Genomic DNA, 21,129 nt, shown 5'->3' on the forward strand with positions numbered 1-21,129 from the left:
TTGCTTTAGTTCAATCGAAATAAATATAGCTAAAGCAATCCAAAAAAATAAAACAAAATAGACATAAATAAACATAATAGTTGTTGAAAATAAACTCAAGAAACTAGATTAATCCAGATGTGTTTTCAAAAATTCGTGGATTTGTATAGGCAATAAATTCACAGCGACGATTGTTCCAGTTTCATCCAGCAGAAAATTAGTCGGAAAGACATGAATATTAAGTTTAGAAGTTTCTACACCGCCCAAATCTATAAATTGTGGCCAGGTGAGGCTATGCTTTTCAATGGCATCTAACCAAGCTTGTCTTTTATTCTCATTGTCAATAGATATTCCGACGATGTCAAATCCTTTAGAAATAAATGTACTTCGAATTTTCGCCAACTGAGGCGCCTGTGCGATGCACGGCCCACAACTGCTGTACCAAAAATCAATCAATGTGTATCTGTTTTTGGCGTAAACTGCCTTATTTAACGGTTGCTTATTTTGAGTATATGCTACAAAATCAGGAAAAGTATTCCCTTTTGAAACCCGTTTGGCCATGTTCATTTTCTTAAATATCATTTGCCACATGGTGGATTCTTTTAGGTTATCGGAAAATGTATCAACAGCAGTCTCTAATACTGGTCGGTAACCTCCAAGAAATGCACTTACTAAAGTGGACAACGCATAATAGGAATTTGGATGAAGCTTAACATAGTTCAACGTTACAGAATCGATGCGATCACCGTTCGCAGTCACATCGTTCATCATCTTTAATTCAATACCGTAAGGAATATCGTTTCCATATTGATCGTAGATCTTATTTCTTTCCATCCGTTGAAGCGATCCTTTATTAAAAACCTCTTTGAAAAAAGCATTATAAGCAACGCTTTCTTGCGTAACCGCATTGGTATTTTTAGGCTCTTCATAATTAGAATCAACGTTGAGGGTAATAGATTGTGCACCTGTATCCAAAACTGTTCGGTATGATAAATAGCTGCTGCCAAACTTAAATCCCACCAATATTGGATTTTGTATTTTGCCAGTCATCTGAAATTTGCCTGATATGACCCGTGCTGTTATCTTTTCAATATTTTGATGAACTGAATCTTCCTTATCATACAAGTGAAGTTCGACGATACCAGTATCAATATTTATTTTTCCATTAATTTTGAAATCGATTGGTTTCGGCTTTTGACCGAAACTGATAAGTGAATTCAGAATCATTATTAGGCAAATAATTATTTTTCTATGCATTTTTATGAAAATAAAACTGTATTAATTATATATTTAATTGAAATACAACTTAAAGTTTAGGGCAGACTTAATAAAAAATATGATAGTAACAACTTAAAAAAATATACCAGTTGGATTTATTTCAACTTACTTTCGTTTTAAGAACTACCGTTTCGCACCAAAAACTAATGTTAGTAACGAAGAACTTCCTCAAGTTCTTCGTTACGTTCTTACAATACATATTAGCAGCCATTCGGGTTTCTAGAACGACATACCCCTGTAGTATCACAACACCAATCTTCAGCTTTACAAACTACTTTATCACATGGCATACCACCTTCAACTGAGAGTTCCTGTAGCCCACCTAAAACATTTTTAAGCTGTGACCGGGTTAATACTTGCGCTTGAGAAAGCGTTTTTGTTAATTTCATCGTTTTCATATTTTAAATTTCTAAAGTTTATAAATCTATCTTTTAGCCAGATAGTGAGGCTATAAATTGATATAAATATTTCTTATTATTATCATTTACTACTCGGTCTATTAAGGACAGGGCTGTATTCTAGTAATACACCTTCCAGTAATATCACAACACCAATCCTCAGGGTTACACGTTCCGCAATCCATACCAGAAATTGATACTGCTAAACCATCAGTTGTTCCACCTAAGACATTTTTAAGCTGTGAGCGGGTTAATACTTGTGTTTGAGAAAGCATTTTTTTTAATTTTTTCATTTTTTTAAAATTTTAAAGTTTATAAATCTATCTTTTGTTAGACAGTTAAGCTATGCAATAAACGTTGCATTCGTTTTATGTAAAAAGCACTTTGAAATCATAAGAACTGTTTAATTTCTTCTAATGTGTAAAGATCTGGTAATTTGTAGCCATTGATTAAAATGGTTGGTGTATGTGTAATCTCTACCATTCTACACCATTCTTTTTGCTTCTTCATCACTATATCCAAATCCAGATTAAATACGACTGGAAAAATCTTTGCCCAATCTTCGTAATTTTTGTCCGTCCGTTTGTACCAATTATCTATTGCCTCTTCAACCAATTTCTTATCATCTAATTGATTTAATGCAATAATGTGTCTAGCAACTTTAGTACGTTCGTCATTTTCTTTATTAGCCGTTGTAAAAATTATTTTAACGTTGATATCATCTTTTTCTAAAAGCCATTTTTGCAACATTTCATGCGTTTTCATACATGGATTACAAAAAAGATTACTAACCATCGTAATTGTTTTGTCTGCATCTAAATTCCCTAGTACAACAGGTAAAAGATCACTATCAACTGCATATTTTGCTTGACTGGTGAGCATTTTATTAAACAGATCAACGTCGTATTTAAACTTATTTAATTGCCGGCGCAAAGGCTGTAATTGTAGAGATTGGAGGAAATGGGGTTTTAAAAACACCCAGACTGTTATGGGAAGTAAAAATGAAAGGATAGCAATAGGAATCACTTCCAAATTAAACGATGGCATTTCAAATGCATTACCAATAAAAAACAATAAAAATTCTGTCCATAATGATCCTTGAACAATACAGCATAGTAAACACCAATTCTTATTTTTATATTGATAACCGATTGAGTAAATTGTATAAGGAATGGTTGCTAAACTTAGCCAGGCCAACCAATGGATAGAGTTTTGTTGGAAAATAAAAAACACGAGTGACCCGAAGAAATAAAAAAAACCAACCTCACTCCAGCTTAGCCAGCTCGTTAATTTCGCCGCGTCAGATTTTAAAATGGCATTACATCCATTTTTACTTGCTAAACTGCAAAGATTTGCGATAAAGCTGTTACTTGAATTTACACTTTGAACCAATAGCAAAATAGTACTCAGTAACCCAATACACTTAACCAGACCAATAAATATTCCTATTGGATTCATGAAATTCCATCTGGGAAGCACATAAAAAAATGCGAATATCAAAATAACTACTGCCGGATAATACAAAAAGTTTAAAAAGGACTTAATCCTGGTTGAACGATAATTGGGTTCAGCACTATTTGCGTTCGCCTCAGCATTTAAAGTAATTCCATCCCAACGCGTTAGAAACTCTTGCTCATCTATATGCTGATCATTTGCCTTTTCGTCAGAAAAGTTTACCAGTCCATTTTGAATCGATTCAACGAAAATAAATCTCCCACCCTTTTCAGGCAAATGAGCAACGAAAGGAAATTCAAGATCATCTGGATCATATTCTGATTTATTTATCTTGAAAGCAATATTATCGATCGACCAATCGGACAAAAAATCACTTATACACAATAAACTTGGATATTCAGGATGTGCTTCTAACTTAGATGAAATACTTGAGGAATTAAATTTAACGCCCAACTTTTCTAAAATTTTGTGGACTATACTCGAAGAGTTACTCTTATTACGAATGAATATTGTAAAAGACATAAACATCAGTTTTATTGCAGTAATTTCAAAAAATCTTCTATCTTTATTAACTATCACTTCCGCTCTCGTTTATTCTTTCCCTAAACACCTTTATTGTTCCCATATTTTTTACGATTTAAAATTTATTTTTTAGTCAATAGAGGAACATGTATCGATTAAATTCAAAAGAGAAATTAAATTGTGTAATCATTGATGATAACAATGTTTCAACTGAGCATTTGAAATCGAAACTTACAGCACTCGGTTTTCTAAATTTTATATGCAGTTACATTAATCCGCTAACCGCACTTCGTGAAATTGAGCACTTGCAAAATATAGATGTCATATTTATTGAAGCCAACATGGCGGAAATGTCTGGCTTTGAATTTGCCCGGAACATTACGCATCATGCTGCGCATATTATTTTTACGGCCAATGATTCCAATTACTGCTGGAACGCCTTTCAGGTTTTTGCACACGTGTATCTCTTAAAACCGGTAAAAGAATTTGACTTGACAAAAGTAACCCAAACTATCATAAAAAACAGAGTAGAACACTCGAATACAGAATTAACGCTTCAACCGTTTGTATTACTTAAAGGCGAAGTAAAGGGGAAATACCTGCGAATGGAACTAGAAGATATAATTCTGATCTACAAAAAAATGCATCTTGTTTTTGTAGCCACAATGAAAGGTGAATTTCAACTTAACACAACTATGGCGAATATCGAGAGAAAACTCAGTCACTACAGATACTTTATCCGAGTTCATCAATCTAATTTAATTAACAGCAATCACCTATTGAAAATTGAAGGAAATACCATTTATCTCAAGAACAAATGGACAGTTCCAGTTGGTGAATTCTACAGGGCAAATATCAGAAAATTTATTTCCTCCAATCTTTTAAATCCATAAATGGATTTTACCTGCTAGGCAATAGTTTTCCAAAACAAACTTCAAACCTTTTTCTTCTCATTCATGTTGTTAAAACAAAAACAATATGGAAAAGCATAAAGAAAGTAAAGATACCCCAAAGGAGACGAACAGCGGAAATGCAGGAACTGCGAAAGAAAAGGCCACGTTTGACCAGAATGGAAAAGGTGCTTCAGAAAAGTTTGGTGAGGCAGGTTCTACACCGAACGAATCTGGAAAGGAAAATGGCCCCGGAACAGCGAAAGAAAAATAAAACTTTCGCTGTTCCGGAGTAATTTTTATTTTTCGTAAATGCTCATTTTTTCTGCAAGTTCTATAATACTCTTGATTTTGAGTTTCTGAAACAAGCGAAGTTTATACGTACTTACAGTACCCATTCTAAGATTTAATTGCGTAGAAATATCCAATACGCCAACGCCTTTGGTAAGCAACTCGGCAACTTCCAATTCGCGACCAGAAAGCTTTGTAAAAGGATTATCAACATCATTACCTAAAATACTGTTGAACATGTTTTCTTTTACATTGCGGCTAGAATATCTGCTGCCAGCTAAAATAGTGGTAATGGCAATTACAATTTCAGATTCTTCAGCATTTTTTGCTAAATAACCTGATGCGCCCGATTTTAAGTATGGTACCGCATATATATTTTCATTTAAAGAAGAAAACACTAGAATTTTAGCATTCGGCTGAACCAATTTCAATTGTTCAATCACTTTAAGGTTGTTACCTCCCGGAAGGTTAACATCTATGATGATCAGATTTGGAGCTTTCTCCGCTTCAGTTAATGCCTGTTCTAACGTAGATGCGCTGGTGATGGTTACGCCGGTCCAAAAATCTGAAATTAAACTTTTTAAGCCCCGGCGAATAATTTCATGATCATCTGCGATAAGCACAGAGAGCGTACTTGTAGCATTTTTTGTCTTCATTGTTTCTATAATATGTTGCAATTTATAAAAAGTTATCTTATTATACTTAACTGTCAGTTATTTTTTTGTCTATTTTTGTAAATATTAAAATACAAATATTATTATTTCGGATTAAAAAACCCGCGGAGTTGCCAGTCGGATATTGGGTTTGATAAATGAAAACGCAATAGACAACTCATGAGAACCACCACTATAGCTTTGTAAAGGCCCGATTGAAAAGTCATACGCATAACCAATACGTAATTTTTCTGAAGCAAAAATCTGAACCGCCGCTACTGCCGAATTTCTCGGCGTCAGGTCTGTTTGCAGATAACTCTTGTCGTACAATTTCACTCCTGTACGGTAAGAACCGCCAACCCATAAAACGTCTTTTATAATCAAAAAAGTATTGATATCCAAACTTGTGGGCCCGCCCCTATCGTCTTTTAGTAAAAATGATGGCTTGAGCTGAAAATCATAAGACAATGGAATTAACGTACCCGCGGTGAGATAATAATGTGGTTTAGGCTGTGGGATAAATGCATATCGATCGATATCAACATATTGCGCAATCAGATTGTCTACAGAAAAACCTGCATAAAAACGATCGTTAGCAAAATATACTCCGGCACGTGCATCTGGTACAATTGTACTTTGTATACCTACAGGTTGGTTTAGCTCTGCATCGTTTGTATTCAGCATAGAGCCGTCTATTCCCAATTGTACCATTCCGATTCCTAATCCTAATGCAAGCCGGGAACTTCCATCATCATTCATCGCAATGCGATAGGCGTAATTTCCATAAGCTGCCAGATTGGTCTGCGCGCCAAGTTTATCACTGGAAACCTGAAGTGCTAAACCTACATTGCCGTTGTTTGCAATTGCATCAATTGCAAGCGACATACTTTTTGGCGCCCCGGTAATTCCTGTCCACTGGCTACGGTAAAATCCATGCACATTTAATACTTCTTTGTAGCCTGCATAGGCCGGATTAATATATATACCGTTAAACATATACTGGCTATACTGGGCATCTTGCTGCGCTTTTGCCTTCGCAAAAAACATCAGCATAAAAATGACAGGTATACTAATTTTTTTCATCATCATATTTCTAAAAACGGAAAACCTATTTCTGCCTTCCCTGCTCTGCTGCATTAATTTTTAAATGCGCGGATTAATGTTATGTAACCTTTGAATACAGTCCATTCAGAAGAGCCGGCTTTTTTAACGCGCAACAAATAATAATAAGTTCCTTCGTTTAAACCTTCGCCAGACCAATTGTTCTGGTAACCTTTTGCGCGGAATACTTCATTGCCCCAACGGTTCACAATGGTCAGTTCGTTTTCTGCAAAAGCAGATAATCCACGGATTTCAAACTGATCATTCCGTCCGTCACCATTTGGCGTAAATAGGTTCGGGATCAGCAATTCATCGCCTACAATAGTGGTTGTACGTGCCGACATCTGATTGTTCCCACGAATCGGATCTGGCTGATCTGCCGTTACAGAAGCCGAGTTTTCCAAATCACCAGCAGCAAGTGTGCGCGATTTGAAAGTCATAGTGGCCGTTTGTCCGTTCTCCAGTTTTCCTACCGTCCATACAAAATCACGTGTAACGGTGTTGAAATCGGACAATCCCTGTGAAGCCGAAATATCTTTTGGCTGATCAATCAACATTGCAATTCTATCGGTAACTTTTACACCCGTTGCCGTATTGCCCCCTTTATTTCTAACCGAAATTTTATACGACACATATTCGCCGGTTTTAACCTGGCCTTGCGTAAGCAATTCTTTGGTAATATCCAGATCTGCGGACTGATCAATCACCGCGACTGCATTTGGCGCAACACTAAATCCATTTGGACCTTTCATTACCGCTACATTGGTAATGTTTGGATAAGCAGACACATCTGCCGCAACTCTGGCGTCGAACGTAAGCACCGTGCTTGAGTTCGGCTGCATGTTCAATGTCCAGGTTAAGGTATTTCCGGTTACGGTTCCATAACCCGTTACTGTTCCTGAAACATAGGTCAATCCAGAAGGCAATTCATCAGTTACAACCACTCCACGTATTGCTGTTCCGCCTGTATTTTTTACGGTTAGCGCATACGTCAAAATTTCATTTGCCTGTGCTTTTCCATCATTATTTCCTTTCGCATCTGCAAATGATTTGCTTCCTTCCAGTTTTCCTTCTGTCGGAATATTTACCGATGGATAAATTGGCATAGTAGCATTTGCAGGATCAACCACGGTAGCCACATTACTGATTTTTAACATGCCTGATGGCAACACTGCATCAACCTTAACTTTAAACGTAAGCGCCAGTTCTCCATGTGCCGGGATGGTCAGGTTTTTCCAGTTTAGAGTCGTTCCTGTCCATTCTGCACTTTGATTTGCTGTTCCAGTAACATAACTGGTATTTGCAGGAACTGGATCTGAAACATTTACGCCGGTTCTACTTACCGAGCCAATATTTTTGACGGTAATGGTATAAGTTAATTCTTCGCCGGTTTCTGCAAATCCATTTGCATTTGCATCGGTTACTGTTTTTGTACTCACCAATTTGCTCAATTCCAACACCGTTGGGTCATCATTATCTTCGGCTGTTCCGGAAACATCAGAAACTTTTGTACCCGATGGCGCTGTTGCCGTAATTGTTGCCGTATTGCGCACAGAACCCGCGTTCTTTTCTGTTTGAGTCAGATTATAAACTGCAGTTGCAGTTGCGGTTGCGCCCGGTGCAACTGTAGCAGTGTTGAAGCTTATCACCGAAGAGATTTTAACATCGCTAAGGTTCAGCGCAGAAAGTGTAACATTTCCGGTATTTTTCGCCAGGAATGTATACGTTACTGAATTTCCATCGGCACTTAATACACCCGTTTTAACTAATGTTAAACCCGGTGCCTCCACAATATCAAATTCTGTTGCATCATCAACAGCCAGTGTTAATGGGTTGTCAGAGACTTTAGATATTGAATTTACGCCTCCGTAATGTGCGGTCAGACTGGCTTGGTTAATGAACTTGCCAAAGTCTATTTCTATTTGTTTTAGTGTATGCTGTGCAGTGATATTTACACTTTGTAAAGGTTCAAGTCTGGCAATTAGCGATGGTAAGATACTGCCTGCATCTGCACCCGGATCCGAAATCACGATATCGGTTAGCGTTACGTTTCCGGTATTCGTTACTTTAAGCGTATACTTAATTACATTTACTACGCCTTGTGGATTGGTTACCTGTTTTGTGAATGTTAACGAAGGATTTGCAACAATTGCGATAACCGTTGGATCGCCCATTTCGGCAGTTGCCGGATTATCAGATACCTTAGTCAACGTAGACGCTTTTGGATCTTGCGCTGAAGCTGTTGCTTGGTTGGTTACCAATCCTTCATTTGCATCCTCTTGAGTTACCGTGTGCTTTGCCGTAATCTTAACCGAATTACCAGGTGCAACTGTAGCAATTGCAGCAGGCAATATACTTCCCACATCGGCATTGCCATCTGTTACGCTGATGTTAGACAAAGTTACGTTTCCGGTGTTCGTAAAAATCAATTCGTACGAAATAACATCTCCAGCTTTGGTTACTGTATTTACCGATTTCTTAGTAAATGTAAAAGCCGGATTTTGAGTAAGCGTTGTTACTGTTGCATCGTTTGGTGTGCTGGTAATTGGATTATCAGACAACTGATTAATCACAACTCCTTTCGCATCTTTCGCGACAATACTGGCCTGGTTGCTGAAATTGCCAAGATCCAAATCGCTCTGCGTTAAAGTATGCGTAGCATTTACATCTGTACTTTTTCCCGGTGCAAGGCTTGCAATACGCGCCGGCGACATGCTTCCTGCATCTGCACCAGCATCCGAAATTTCTAAATCGCTCAAGGTTAAAGTTCCGGTATTGGTAACCGTAATGCGATAAGTTATGGTTTCGCCAGCTTTTGTTCCTTTACTGAGAACTGATTTTGTAAAGGTTAAAGATGATTTTCCGGCAACCGAAACTACCGTTGGAAGATCATTCCCTGGAGCTGTACCGGAGATATCGTTCACCGTATTTCCAACAGGAGTTTTTGCGGTTATCGACGCCGAATTTGTTACTGAACCTGCATCTTTTTCACTTTGTGAAATGACATAACTTTGGTTGAATGTGAAGGTTGAACCAACGCCCAGGTTTAAATCGAAGGTTTTGTTTAATGCCAATTTAGCATCTGTTAAAACAATTTGGTTTAATGGAACATCGCCATTGTTGCGCATAATAAACGTGTATTGTATGCTGTTTCCATCTGCACTTAACGTTGCGGTTTTAACTAAATCTATGTTGCCTTTAAGTATCGATGTGCTTACGGCAGATTGATCATTTGACGACTCAGGGTCTTCTGTTCCGGATGCAGGGCGAATAGAAACCTGATTGGTAATGCTTGTTCCATTGTAAGAAGCCGAAATTTTACCATTGATGGAAAGACTAAGCTCCTCGCCATTTTTGAAATCTGCTGTTGGTGTAAAGGTTGCTGCAGATGCATCATACGTTCCTCCGACGGCCGAATAGGTAACATTTTCTAATCCCGCCGGAAGATTTTCTACCAATACAATTGCTTTACCAGCAAGTACGGTTGCTGGTCCGTTATTCTTAATTTTGATGGTATAACCGATATTGCCGTTTGGCTCTACGCTGGTTACACTTGAAGATTTTGTTACACTTAAATCAACTTTCCAGTTTGGTACCGTTACCGTTACTGTTGCTGTAGAAGATTTTGAAGGATCTAACTGATCCGTGATTTTATACTCCAACACATACACGCCCGGAAGTGTCCCTGGCATTACTTTTACTTCGCCAGTGGCGATATCAATTGAAAGGTTATTATTTGAAGTGGACAACTGTTCGATTTTCACGGTGTTGATCGTCGCCCCAGAACCGCCGTTGTACATATCATTTGCAAGCACATTTGCAATTGCGACGCCACCACTAAAACCGTCAACAACGCCATTATCTTCCACTGCTAAAATTGCATCAGAAGTTACGTTTACTTTGATCGTTGCAGTCGATGTTTTGCTTGCATCCAGTTTATCGGTAATCGTATAGGTCAGCGTGTATTCTTTCGCTGGCGTGTTTGGTTTTACCGTTACTTTTCCGGTTGCAACATCTAATACTACATTTCCGTTGCTGTCGTTTGTGCCGGCTGTAATGGTCACATTGGTTAAATCGGCCTGTGTTCCACCGTTGAAGGTATCGTTGCTTAAGATGTTCTCAATTGCTGTTCCACCTTTAATGGTATTTGCTGAACCTGAATCGTCTTTGGCTAAGATTGCATCTGATCCAACAGTAACTTTAATGGTTGCGGTTGATGTTTTGCTTGCATCCAGTTTATCGGTAATCGTATAGGTCAGCGTGTACTCTTGCGCTGGTGTGTTTGGTTTTACCGTTACTTTTCCGGTTGACTCGTCTAATACTACGTTTCCGTTGCTGTCGTTTGTGCCGGCAGTAATCGTAACGTTGGTTAAATCTGCTTGTGTTCCGCCGTTGAAGGTATCATTGCTTAAAATGTTTTCTATCGCTGTTCCACCTTTAATTGTGTTCGCTGAACCTGAATCGTTGGTTGCTAAGATTGCATCTGAAGTTACGTTTACTTTGATCGTTGCAGTCGATGATTTGCTTGCATCCAGTTTATCGGTAATCGTATAGGTCAGCGTGTATTCTTTCGCTGGCGTATTTGGTTTTACCGTTACTTTTCCGGTTGTCTCGTCTAATACTACGTTTCCGTTGCTGTCGTTGGTGCCGGCAGTAATGTTCACGTTGGTTAAATCTGCTTGTGTTCCGCCGTTGAAGGTATCGTTGCTTAATACGTTTTCTACCGCTGTTCCGCCTTTGATTGTATTCGCTGAACCTGAATCGTTTGTTGCGGCAATCGCATCTGATCCAACCGTAACTTTGATCGTCGCGGTTGAGGTTTTGCTTGCATCCAGTTTATCGGTAATGGTATAACTAAGCGTGTATTCTTGCGCTGGTGTGTTTGGTTTTACCGTTACTTTTCCGGTTGACTCGTCCAACACTACATTTCCGTTGCTGTCGTTTGTGCCGTCAGTAATTTTCACGTTGGTTAAATCGGCTTGTGTTCCGCCATTGAAGGTATCGTTGCTTAATACGTTTTCTACCGCTGTTCCGCCTTTGGTTGTGTTTGCTAGACCTGAATCGTCTTTGGCTAAGATTGCATCTGAAGTTACGTTTACTTTGATTGTTGCAGTCGATGTTTTGCTTGCATCCAGTTTATCGGTAATCGTATACGTAAGAGTGTATTCTTTCGCTGGCGTATTTGGTTTTACCGTTACTTTTCCGGTTGTCTCGTCTAATACTACGTTTCCGTTGCTGTCGTTGGTTCCGGCAGTAATAATCACGTTGGTTAAATCGGCTTGTGTTCCGCCGTTGAAGGTATCGTTGCTTAAAATGTTTTCTATCGCTGTTCCACCTTTGATGGTATTTGCTGAACCCGAATCGTTGGTTGCGAAGATTGCATCTGAAGTTACGTTTACTTTGATTGTTGCAGTCGATGTTTTGCTTGCATCCAGTTTATCGGTAATCGTATAGGTCAGCGTGTATTCTTTCGCTGGCGTGTTTGGTTTTACCGTTACTTTTCCGGTTGCAACATCTAATACTACATTTCCGTTGCTGTCGTTTGTGCCGGCTGTAATGGTCACATTGGTTAAATCGGCCTGTGTTCCACCGTTGAAGGTATCGTTGCTTAAGATGTTTTCAATTGCTGTTCCACCTTTAATGGTATTTGCTGAACCTGAATCGTCTTTGGCTAAGATTGCATCTGATCCAACAGTAACTTTAATGGTTGCGGTTGAGGTCTTGCTTGCATCCAGTTTATCGGTAATCGTATAGGTCAGCGTGTATTCTTGCGCTGGTGTGTTTGGTTTTACCGTTACTTTTCCGGTTGACTCGTCTAATACTACGTTTCCGTTGCTGTCGTTGGTGCCAGCAGTGATGGTAACGTTGGTTAAATCTGCCTGTGTTCCGCCGTTGAAGGTATCGTTGCTTAATACGTTTTCTACTGCTGTTCCGCCGCGAATGGTATTCGATGATCCTGAATCGTTGGTTGCGGCAATAGCATCAGAAGTTACATTTACTTTGATGGTTGCGGTTGATGTTTTGCTTGCATCCAGTTTATCGGTAATCGTATACGTAAGCGTGTATTCTTGCGCTGGTGTGTTCGGTTTTACCGTTACTTTTCCGGTTGTTTCATCCAAAACCACGTTTCCGTTGCTGTCGTTTGTGCCGGCAGTAATGGTAACATTGGTTAAATCGGCTTGCGTTCCGCCGTTGAAGGTATCGTTACTTAATACGTTTTCTACCGCGGTTCCGCCTTTGATAGTATTTGCTGAGCCGGAATCGTTGGTTGCTAAGATTGCGTCTGATCCAACCGTAACTTTGATCGTTGCAGTCGAGGTTTTGCTTGCATCCAGTTTATCCGTAATCGTATACGTAAGCGTGTATTCTTGCGCTGGTGTGTTTGGTTTTACCGTTACTTTTCCGGTTGCAACATCTAATACTACATTTCCGTTGCTGTCGTTTGTGCCGGCTGTAATGGTCACATTGGTTAAATCGGCCTGTGTTCCACCGTTGAAGGTATCGTTGCTTAAGATGTTTTCAATTGCTGTTCCACCTTTAATGGTATTTGCTGAACCTGAATCGTCTTTGGCTAAGATTGCATCTGATCCAACAGTAACTTTAATGGTTGCGGTTGATGTTTTGCTTGCATCCAGTTTATCCGTAATCGTATAGGTCAGCGTGTATTCTTTCGCTGGTGTGTTCGGTTTTACCGTTACTTTTCCGGTAGCAACGTCTAACACTACGTTTCCGTTGCTGTCGTTTGAGCCGGCAGTGATGGTAACATTGGTTAAATCTGCCTGTGTTCCACCGTTGAAGGTATCGTTGGTTAAGATGTTTTCAACTGCTGTTCCGCCTTTGATGGTATTTACTGAACCTGAATCGTTTGTTGCGGCAATCGCATCTGATCCAACCGTAACTTTGATCGTCGCAGTTGAGGTTTTGCTTGCATCCAGTTTATCGGTAATCGTATACGTAAGCGTGTATTCTTTCGCTGGTGTGTTCGGTTTTACCGTTACTTTTCCGGTAGCAACGTCTAACACTACGTTTCCGTTGCTGTCGTTGGTGCCGGCAGTAATGGTCACGTTGGTTAAATCTGCTTGCGTTCCACCGTTGAAGGTATCGTTGTTTAATACGTTTTCTACCGCTGTTCCGCCTTTGGTTGTGTTTGCTAAACCTGAATCGTTGGTTGCGGCAATAGCGTCTGATCCAACCGTAACTTTAATCGTTCCGGTTGATGTTTTGCTTGCATCCAGTTTATCGGTAATCGTATAGGTCAGCGTGTATTCTTTCGCTGGCGTATTTGGTTTTACCGTTACTTTTCCGGTTGTTTCGTCTAATACTACGTTTCCGTTGCTGTCGTTTGTTCCGGCAGTAATCGTAACGTTGGTTAAATCGGCCTGTGTTCCGCCGTTGAAGGTATCGTTGCTTAAGATGTTTTCAATTGCTGTTCCACCTTTAATGGTATTTGCTGAACCTGAATCGTTGGTTGCTAAGATTGCGTCTGATCCAACCGTAACTTTGATCGTTCCGGTTGATGTTTTGCTTGCATCCAGTTTATCGGTAATCGTATAGGTCAGCGTGTATTCTTTCGCTGGCGTATTTGGTTTTACCGTTACTTTTCCGGTTGTCTCGTCTAATACTACGTTTCCGTTGCTGTCGTTGGTGCCGGCAGTAATGGTCACGTTGTTTAAATCTGCTTGCGTGCCGCCGTTGAAGGTATCGTTGCTTAAAATGTTTTCTATCGCTGTTCCACCTTTGGTTGTGTTTGCTAAACCTGAATCGTCTTTGGCTAAGATTGCATCTGAAGTTATGTTTACTTTGATCGTTGCAGTCGATGTTTTGCTTGCATCCAGTTTATCGGTAATCGTATAGGTCAGCGTGTATTCTTTCGCTGGTGTATTCGGTTTTACCGTTACTTTTCCGGTTGTCTCGTCTAATACTACGTTTCCGTTGCTGTCGTTGGTGCCGACAGTAATGGTAACGTTGGTTAAATCTGCTTGTGTTCCGCCGTTGAAGGTATCGTTGGTTAAGATATTTTCAACCGCTGTTCCGCCTTTAATGGTATTCGCTGAACCTGAGTCGTCTTTGGCTAAGATTGCATCAGAAGTTACAGTTACTTTGATCGTCGCAGTTGAGGTTTTGCTTGCATCCAGTTTATCGGTAATCGTATAGGTCAGCGTGTATTCTTTCGCTGGCGTGTTTGGTTTTACCGTTACTTTTCCGGTTGACTCGTTTAATACTACGTTTCCGTTGCTGTCGTTTGTTCCGACAGTAATGGTCACGTTGGTTAAATCTGCTTGCGTTCCTCCGTTGAAGGTATCGTTGCTTAATACGTTTTCTACCGCTGTTCCACCTTTGGTTGTGTTTGCTAAACCTGAATCGTCTTTGGCTAAGATTGCATCTGAAGTTATGTTTACTTTGATCGTTGCAGTCGATGTTTTGCTTGCATCCAGTTTATCCGTAATCGTATAGGTCAGCGTGTATTCTTTCGCTGGTGTATTCGGTTTTACCGTTACTTTTCCGGTTGACTCGTCTAATACTACGTTTCCGTTGCTGTCGTTTGTTCCGGCAGTAATCGTCACGTTGGTTAAATCTGCTTGTGTTCCGCCGTTGAAGGTATCGTTGCTTAATACGTTTTCTACTGCTGTTCCGCCGCGAATGGTATTCGATGATCCTGAATCGTTGGTTGCGGCAATAGCATCAGAAGTTACATTTACTTTGATGGTTGCGGTTGATGTTTTGCTTGCATCCAGTTTATCGGTAATCGTATACGTAAGCGTGTATTCTTGCGCTGGTGTGTTTGGTTTTACCGTTACTTTTCCGGTTGACTCGTCTAATACTACGTTTCCGTTGCTGTCGTTGGTGCCAGCAGTGATGGTAACGTTGGTTAAATCTGCTTGTGTTCCGCCGTTGAAGGTATCGTTGCTTAATACGTTTTCTACTGCTGTTCCGCCGCGAATGGTATTCGATGATCCTGAATCGTTGGTTGCTAAGATTGCGTCAGAAGTTACATTTACTTTGATGTTTGCGGTTGATGTTTTGCTTGCATCCAGTTTATCGGTAATCGTATAGGTCAGCGTGTATTCTTTCGCTGGTGTGTTCGGTTTTACCGTTACTTTTCCGGTTGTTTCATCCAAAACCACGTTTCCGTTGCTGTCGTTGGTGCCGGCAGTAATGGTAACATTGGTTAAATCGGCTTGCGTTCCGCCATTGAAAGTGTCATTGATTAATACGTTTTCAACCGCTGTTCCGCCTTTGATTGTATTCGCTGAACCTGAATCGTCTTTGGCTAAGATTGCGTCAGTAGTCACATGTACAATTACGGTTGTTTCCTTGATATTTGCTGGATTGGCTTTATCCTCTATAGTATATTTAATCGTGTAATCACCTGCCTTGGTTAATGGCAATACACTTACAATACCAGTAGCCGGATCAACATTTACATTTGCATTTGTTGTCGACACCTGGCCAATGGTTACATTAGTTATTGTTGCCTGACTTCCGCTAAGTTTATCGTTGTCCAGAACATTTAACACCTGCGTTTTTCCTGTATATCCATTGGCAGAACCTTCATCACTTACGGCAAGCACACCAGTTTTTGTTACCGTTGGCAAATCATTATTTGCTGCTGTTCCAGAAATATCCTTCACATCAGTACCGGCCGGATTTTTTCCGATTACGGCAGCCGTATTGCTAACTGAACCGCTATTTATTTCTGTACTTGAAATGGTATAAGTTGCGCTGACAGATGTAGATGCGCCCGGCGCCAAACTTGTGGACGATAATGCCAATCCGGAGGTAATTTTACTATCGCTTAAAGTCAGATTTTTCAACGTTACATTTCCAGTGTTTTGCACCAGGAACGTGTATGTGATTTCATCACCTGTCGATTTCAATACGCCTGTTTTCACCAAAGTAACTGACGGAGCTGCCGCGATGTTTACAACCGTAGGATCATCATTCGATTCTAAAGTTCCAGAAACGTCTTTCACATCGTTTCCTGCCGGATTTTTTGCTGTTACACTTGCAGAATTGCTATACGTTCCTGCATCCACATCACTCTGTGTTAAAGTATGAGAAGCCGTAATTGTAACACTTGCATTTGGCGCGAGCGTTGCAACCGGAGATCCGCTTACAACTGCATTATTATCCGTCACGGTAAGATGTGTAAGTGTTACACTTCCTGTATTTTTGATTACTAGATTGTAAGTCAATACACCACCCGCAACAGAAGGCACTACGCCTTTTACAGTTTTCACCAAAGTAACTGCCGCCGAAGTCAACACATTTACATCGGCACTCGCTGTTTTTTGCGCTGGTAATTCTGATGAGTTAGATGTAACTGTATTGGAAATTTTTCCGCTTTGCGCTACCGGCTGCCCATTGTTGTCTAAATCTGCCTGTCTAACCATATAACTTCCGCTATATGTCCAAACCTCTCCTTTTTCCAGGATATTGTTTGTGTTTCCGGTTTTTTGTGGATTGCTTAAAGCGCCACCAAGTAAAACATCGTTAACAACTAAATTGCTTTGGTTCGCATTGCCTGTATTTGTTAACACGATTTGATAATTAATCACATCGCCGGCTTTATTTACAGATGTTACATCCGCAGTTTTGCTTATCGTATAAGAAGAACATACCGGAACGGTTACCGTAAGCGTGAACGAATTTCCGGCACACGTACCTGCACCCGTCGCTTTGGGCGTTACAGTATAGATTACTGTTTGTGCGGAATTACTGGTGTTGATTAGAGTTTGTTGTATATTATTGCCGCTACCACTAGCTGCGCCAGTTACATTTGCATTGTTGGCAACTGTCCACGTAAAACTCGCTGCTACGCCATTACCACCTTTTGTGGTATTGTCAACATTATCCGTTTTCAAATTGTAATTGATCACTCCGGTACAATCCAGCGTTTTGGAATCGTTGAAACCTTTTGGCGATGAATAAATGGTTACCAACACCGCGGTGCGGGAAATACTTTCGCAACCACTAACCGTTTGGCTTACATAATATATGGTATTGTTTGCTAAAGCAACTGTTGAAAGTAGCGCTGTACCGTTTGTTGCAGAATTGTACCATTTTAATGAAGCGCCAGTGGCAGTAAGGTTTGCAACAGTTGGATTTTCAACATCGCAAAATGTCTGGTCATTCGCTGTCGGTGCCGCGGTTGCTGTTTTCACGAGTACATCAAACGTAAATGATGCACCTGTGCAACCATTAAACAATGGTGTAACCGTATACCTGACCGTTGCATCAGCTCCGGATGTATTGATTAATGTTTGAACAATCGGTGCTGTAACTGCTACAGTTTGGTTTGAAAATCCGCTTGCAGTTCCACTTCTTAAAGCGGCTGTCCAGGTATAAGTGGTATTGTTTACATTGCTAACAGGTGTTACCGAAAACGGTGATGAAGAACAAATGGTTGTTCCGCTGGCACTTGCCGATAAAACCGGTACCAGGTAAACCGTAATTTTAAACGGATCTCCAACACAACCCGCGTAAGTAGCAGTTACGGTATATGTTGCCGTTTCTAATGCCGTACCCGAATTGGTTAAGGTCTGACTAACCGAAGACTGTGCGCTTCCGCTGGTAGAACCGGTAATGTTTGTTGACGACAAAACTGGCGCCGCCCAGGTATACATTGTTCCGTTAGCCGCATCAGCCGGAGAAAATGTAAAACTTCCTGTACGGCAAATGTAATAGGTTTGATCGCTGTAATTCGGTGTAGGATTAACCATTACCGTAAATGGCGATGAATATGCAGCAGAACAATTTCCGCCAGTAACTACTGCTCTATATGTTGTGGTTACGGCAATCTTGTTATAATCTAAACTTTTTGTTGTATTCGCAATCGAAGTCCACGTTGTTCCGTTATCCGTAGAAAATTCCCATCTAACTACATTTGCTGTTGTATTGCTTAAAGTTAACGTTCCATTTGTACCTGAACAAACCGGAGATGTACCGCTAACCGTACCGGTAGATGTTACGGTAACAACATGAGATGCCGTTGTTGTTCCACATGCACCAGTAGCTGTTGCTTTTATAGTTGCTGTTCCACTAAACAAAGAAGACCAGGTCACTTCTCCGGTAGATGCATTGATTACACCAGCTGTTGGTTGATCAATACTATACACAATTGATGTACTGTTTGCCGCTGTAGCACTATAGGTCTCTACGCCATATCCCTGGCAACGCGAAGAACTTCCACCGCGTGCAAATGTAGGATTTGCCGTGGCGCCTTTTATCGTAATTCTTCCTGCTGCATTTAGAATAGTTAGTCCATTTATGTAAGTTGCTGTGACATTGTAAGTATAACTCGCAGCAGTTGCAGTTAATGTACCAGAAATGGTTAGTGTAGTAACATTATTTGCTACTGATGTGGACTGGGTAATACCTGAAGGCAATCCAGTAACGCTAACCAATGGCGCACCCGTTATTGAATAGGTGATAGTCTTTATAGTTGCACCAGCACATAACGACTGATCATCTGTACCCGCCGCAGATGTTAAAGTGAGGTCTACAGGTTTTACGGTTACTGAAGACGTATTGTTAGACAAAACTGGATCTTCCTGCGGCCCAGTTACAACAGCAGTATTGGTGTAGGTTCCATTTGCATTAACTTTTGCGGCAATATTTAAGGTTACCGTTTGACCGGCAGACATGCTTCCGATAGACCATAAACCATTTGCAGAATTGTAACTTGTACCTGCAGACGCAGTATTTGAAATGTAAGTGAATCCACTCGGCAAGACATCGGTTAACGAAACTCCAATAGCATTTCCTGTTCCTGTAACTTTACCAGAAGCCACATTAGAATTTGTAACCGTAATGGTAAAATTAACTGTACCTCCTTTTGCCGGCGCATCATTATCAACCTTTTTGTTGGCAATTAAATCAATATTACAAAGCGCAACTGTAATGGGCAAAGATTGTGCACTCTGTCCACAATCTAACTGCGAAGTTACTGTATATGTTCCGGATACAGTAGCCTGATAATTTGCAGCAGTTGCACCGCTAATGGCTACACCATTTAGGTACCATTGGAATGGTGCCACACTTGTTGGATCTGCTTTCAAAAGTGCAGAAGCACAATCGGTTTGTGTAAATGTTGGTTTTAATGCTTTCTCCGGAAATGGCGAAATAAAGTTAGACATTGAAAAGCCCGTTCCTTGTTGCACCATATTTACGGTCAAACGTGCAGTACTGGTTAAACTCAGTACGTTTGGTTTTCCGATCTGCGCATTTGTAAAATCAATAAGATATTGACCGGTAGACCCCATTTGCCTGCGTAATCCAACACCACTAATCGTTTCTATGTTCTGGTTGGTATATCCGTTATCTGTAGTCAACAAAACAGGTGCAGTCGGGTCTTGAAGAATTACATAAGAAAAATAATCTAAGTCGGTATTTTCATTTAATGCTCGAAACTTTATCGTTTCCACACGTTTTGAACCACCACAGGATGATATTGGCGCAAGTGTTGCCACATCCACCTCACAGCCGTCTGCCGTACCAGAATACGCAACCACATTTTTATTCGCAACAATACGTGTTGATGAATACTTATCTCCTTCGGATGTATTTACATTACCGGCCCCCGCAATCCCGTTAGGAAAACTTACAAAACTTCCGGCTGCAATCAGGTTATAGGTTTTGCTGCTTTGCAATACTCCTTTTGAATTAAAATTATGTACCGTAACAGATGTATTTGCCTCTGATGCGATTACGGTAGTTTGTTCAGAAATATTATTTCCTGCACCTCGTACCACAATATATTCATTGCCCAAAGCAGTAACCGGCGGTACCGGATTACTCGCACTATCGTAACAGGCGGTAGAAACCGTTGGTGCATCAAACTGGGCATTTGTATTCATCACAGCTGGTCCGGAGGTTTCAATCAAAGCGCCCATAGGTGCGTAAAACAGATAGCTTTGTCCAGCTTTCAATGTAGTAGTGGCTACACCGTTTACACTCACAACTGTATTATTTTCTATTGCCAACACACTGTAAACGGGTGCATGTTGCCTTGCCGAATAGCTTGGATTGTTACTGGTATAGATTTCTCCATCACGGTAGTAACCTACTCTGAACTGGTTTCCAACTGCTGCATCACCAAAACTAAATAAAGACGAGTTTCCTTTAATGAAATTATCATTAGATGCATCCGAGGCTACATTTCTGATATTCACACTAATTGGCGCATCTGCGGTAACAATTAAACCTGCAGCATCAATTACAGTATTTAAGGTGAAATATGGAAAACTGGTTACCGCACCAGTAAAACGGTAGCGTACAGGTGTACCGGCAACCACATTGTTTAGCGTCGTAATTAAATCGCCATTACTTTTCTTAACAGTAACAGCAATAGGTGTTGTACTGGACGTACTCACCACCAACTCATTGGCAACAGTGAAATATTGCCATGGCGCTGGCGCTATATAATGCGTTTTGTACGTTTGCGCTAATGCACTTTGAGCAAATATTGAAAGGAGAGTAAAAGCAACTACGGTTAAATGCAAAACATTTAACCTGAACACCGTTGAAAGCCGTTGTAAAGATAATTTCATCAAACTGGGG

General features: G+C 40.4%; 9 protein-coding genes. 2 read left to right on the forward strand and 7 right to left on the reverse strand.

Annotation, left to right across the window (positions count from 1 at the left end; translation table 11 throughout):
- Positions 1–108: 108 nt before the first annotated feature.
- The 4 genes from ACJVDH_RS11465 to ACJVDH_RS11480 all read right to left on the reverse strand — a co-directional run bounded on the left by ACJVDH_RS11465 (position 109) and on the right by ACJVDH_RS11480 (position 3,632).
- Positions 109–1,206 carry a redoxin family protein gene (locus ACJVDH_RS11465; RefSeq protein WP_443943540.1) on the reverse strand — a complete coding sequence of 366 codons (1,098 nt, stop codon included), beginning with the start codon at positions 1,204–1,206 and terminating at the stop codon, positions 109–111.
- A 251-nt stretch (positions 1,207–1,457) separates the two neighbouring features.
- Entirely contained in the window at positions 1,458–1,646 is a 189-nt protein-coding gene (locus ACJVDH_RS11470) for a hypothetical protein (protein ID WP_443943541.1), read from the reverse strand.
- A gap of 110 nt (positions 1,647–1,756) precedes the next feature.
- A complete protein-coding gene (locus ACJVDH_RS11475; RefSeq protein ID WP_443943542.1) occupies positions 1,757–1,948 on the reverse strand; it encodes a hypothetical protein in 192 nt (63 codons plus the stop codon).
- Positions 1,949–2,045: 97 nt separating this feature from the next.
- On the reverse strand, positions 2,046–3,632 hold the full coding sequence (locus ACJVDH_RS11480; protein WP_443943543.1) for a thioredoxin domain-containing protein: 1,587 nt from the start codon (positions 3,630–3,632) through the stop codon (positions 2,046–2,048).
- A gap of 146 nt (positions 3,633–3,778) precedes the next feature.
- Here ACJVDH_RS11480 and ACJVDH_RS11485 point away from each other — a divergent pair, with 146 nt between their 5' ends.
- Together ACJVDH_RS11485 and ACJVDH_RS11490 are read left to right on the forward strand one after the other, a co-directional pair.
- Positions 3,779–4,525, forward strand: a complete 747-nt coding sequence (locus ACJVDH_RS11485) for a LytR/AlgR family response regulator transcription factor (RefSeq protein WP_443943544.1) — start codon at positions 3,779–3,781, stop codon at positions 4,523–4,525.
- A gap of 85 nt (positions 4,526–4,610) precedes the next feature.
- Entirely contained in the window at positions 4,611–4,796 is a 186-nt protein-coding gene (locus ACJVDH_RS11490; protein ID WP_443943545.1) for a hypothetical protein, read from the forward strand.
- 25 nt (positions 4,797–4,821) lie between these two features.
- Here ACJVDH_RS11490 and ACJVDH_RS11495 read toward each other — a convergent pair whose 3' ends face one another.
- The 3 genes from ACJVDH_RS11495 to ACJVDH_RS11505 all read right to left on the reverse strand — a co-directional run bounded on the left by ACJVDH_RS11495 (position 4,822) and on the right by ACJVDH_RS11505 (position 21,119).
- Positions 4,822–5,469 (reverse strand): response regulator, encoded by a 648-nt coding sequence (locus ACJVDH_RS11495; RefSeq protein ID WP_443943546.1) that lies wholly within the window; start codon positions 5,467–5,469, stop codon positions 4,822–4,824.
- A 111-nt stretch (positions 5,470–5,580) separates the two neighbouring features.
- A complete protein-coding gene (locus ACJVDH_RS11500; RefSeq protein WP_443943547.1) occupies positions 5,581–6,603 on the reverse strand; it encodes a PorP/SprF family type IX secretion system membrane protein in 1,023 nt (340 codons plus the stop codon).
- On the reverse strand, positions 6,603–21,119 hold the full coding sequence (locus tag ACJVDH_RS11505; protein WP_443943548.1) for a DUF7507 domain-containing protein: 14,517 nt from the start codon (positions 21,117–21,119) through the stop codon (positions 6,603–6,605). Before ACJVDH_RS11505 ends, ACJVDH_RS11500 begins: the two co-directional genes overlap by 1 nt.
- Positions 21,120–21,129: the final 10 nt, after the last annotated feature.

Source organism: Pedobacter terrestris, from assembly GCF_052343045.1.
In the GTDB taxonomy this organism is placed as follows: domain Bacteria; phylum Bacteroidota; class Bacteroidia; order Sphingobacteriales; family Sphingobacteriaceae; genus Pedobacter.

Excerpts from the sequence above, each read along its gene's own strand:
- ACJVDH_RS11480 (WP_443943543.1), bottom strand. The coding sequence starts at position 3,632 with ATGTCTTTTACAATATTCATTCGTAATAAGAGTAACTCTTCGAGTATA.
- ACJVDH_RS11500 (WP_443943547.1), bottom strand. The coding sequence starts at position 6,603 with ATGCAGCAGAGCAGGGAAGGCAGAAATAGGTTTTCCGTTTTTAGAAAT.
- ACJVDH_RS11505 (WP_443943548.1), bottom strand. The coding sequence starts at position 21,119 with ATGAAATTATCTTTACAACGGCTTTCAACGGTGTTCAGGTTAAATGTT.
- ACJVDH_RS11490 (WP_443943545.1), top strand. The coding sequence starts at position 4,611 with ATGGAAAAGCATAAAGAAAGTAAAGATACCCCAAAGGAGACGAACAGC.
- ACJVDH_RS11495 (WP_443943546.1), bottom strand. The coding sequence starts at position 5,469 with ATGAAGACAAAAAATGCTACAAGTACGCTCTCTGTGCTTATCGCAGAT.
- ACJVDH_RS11485 (WP_443943544.1), top strand. The coding sequence starts at position 3,779 with ATGTATCGATTAAATTCAAAAGAGAAATTAAATTGTGTAATCATTGAT.
- ACJVDH_RS11465 (WP_443943540.1), bottom strand. The coding sequence starts at position 1,206 with ATGATTCTGAATTCACTTATCAGTTTCGGTCAAAAGCCGAAACCAATC.
- ACJVDH_RS11470 (WP_443943541.1), bottom strand. The coding sequence starts at position 1,646 with ATGAAATTAACAAAAACGCTTTCTCAAGCGCAAGTATTAACCCGGTCA.
- ACJVDH_RS11475 (WP_443943542.1), bottom strand. The coding sequence starts at position 1,948 with ATGAAAAAATTAAAAAAAATGCTTTCTCAAACACAAGTATTAACCCGC.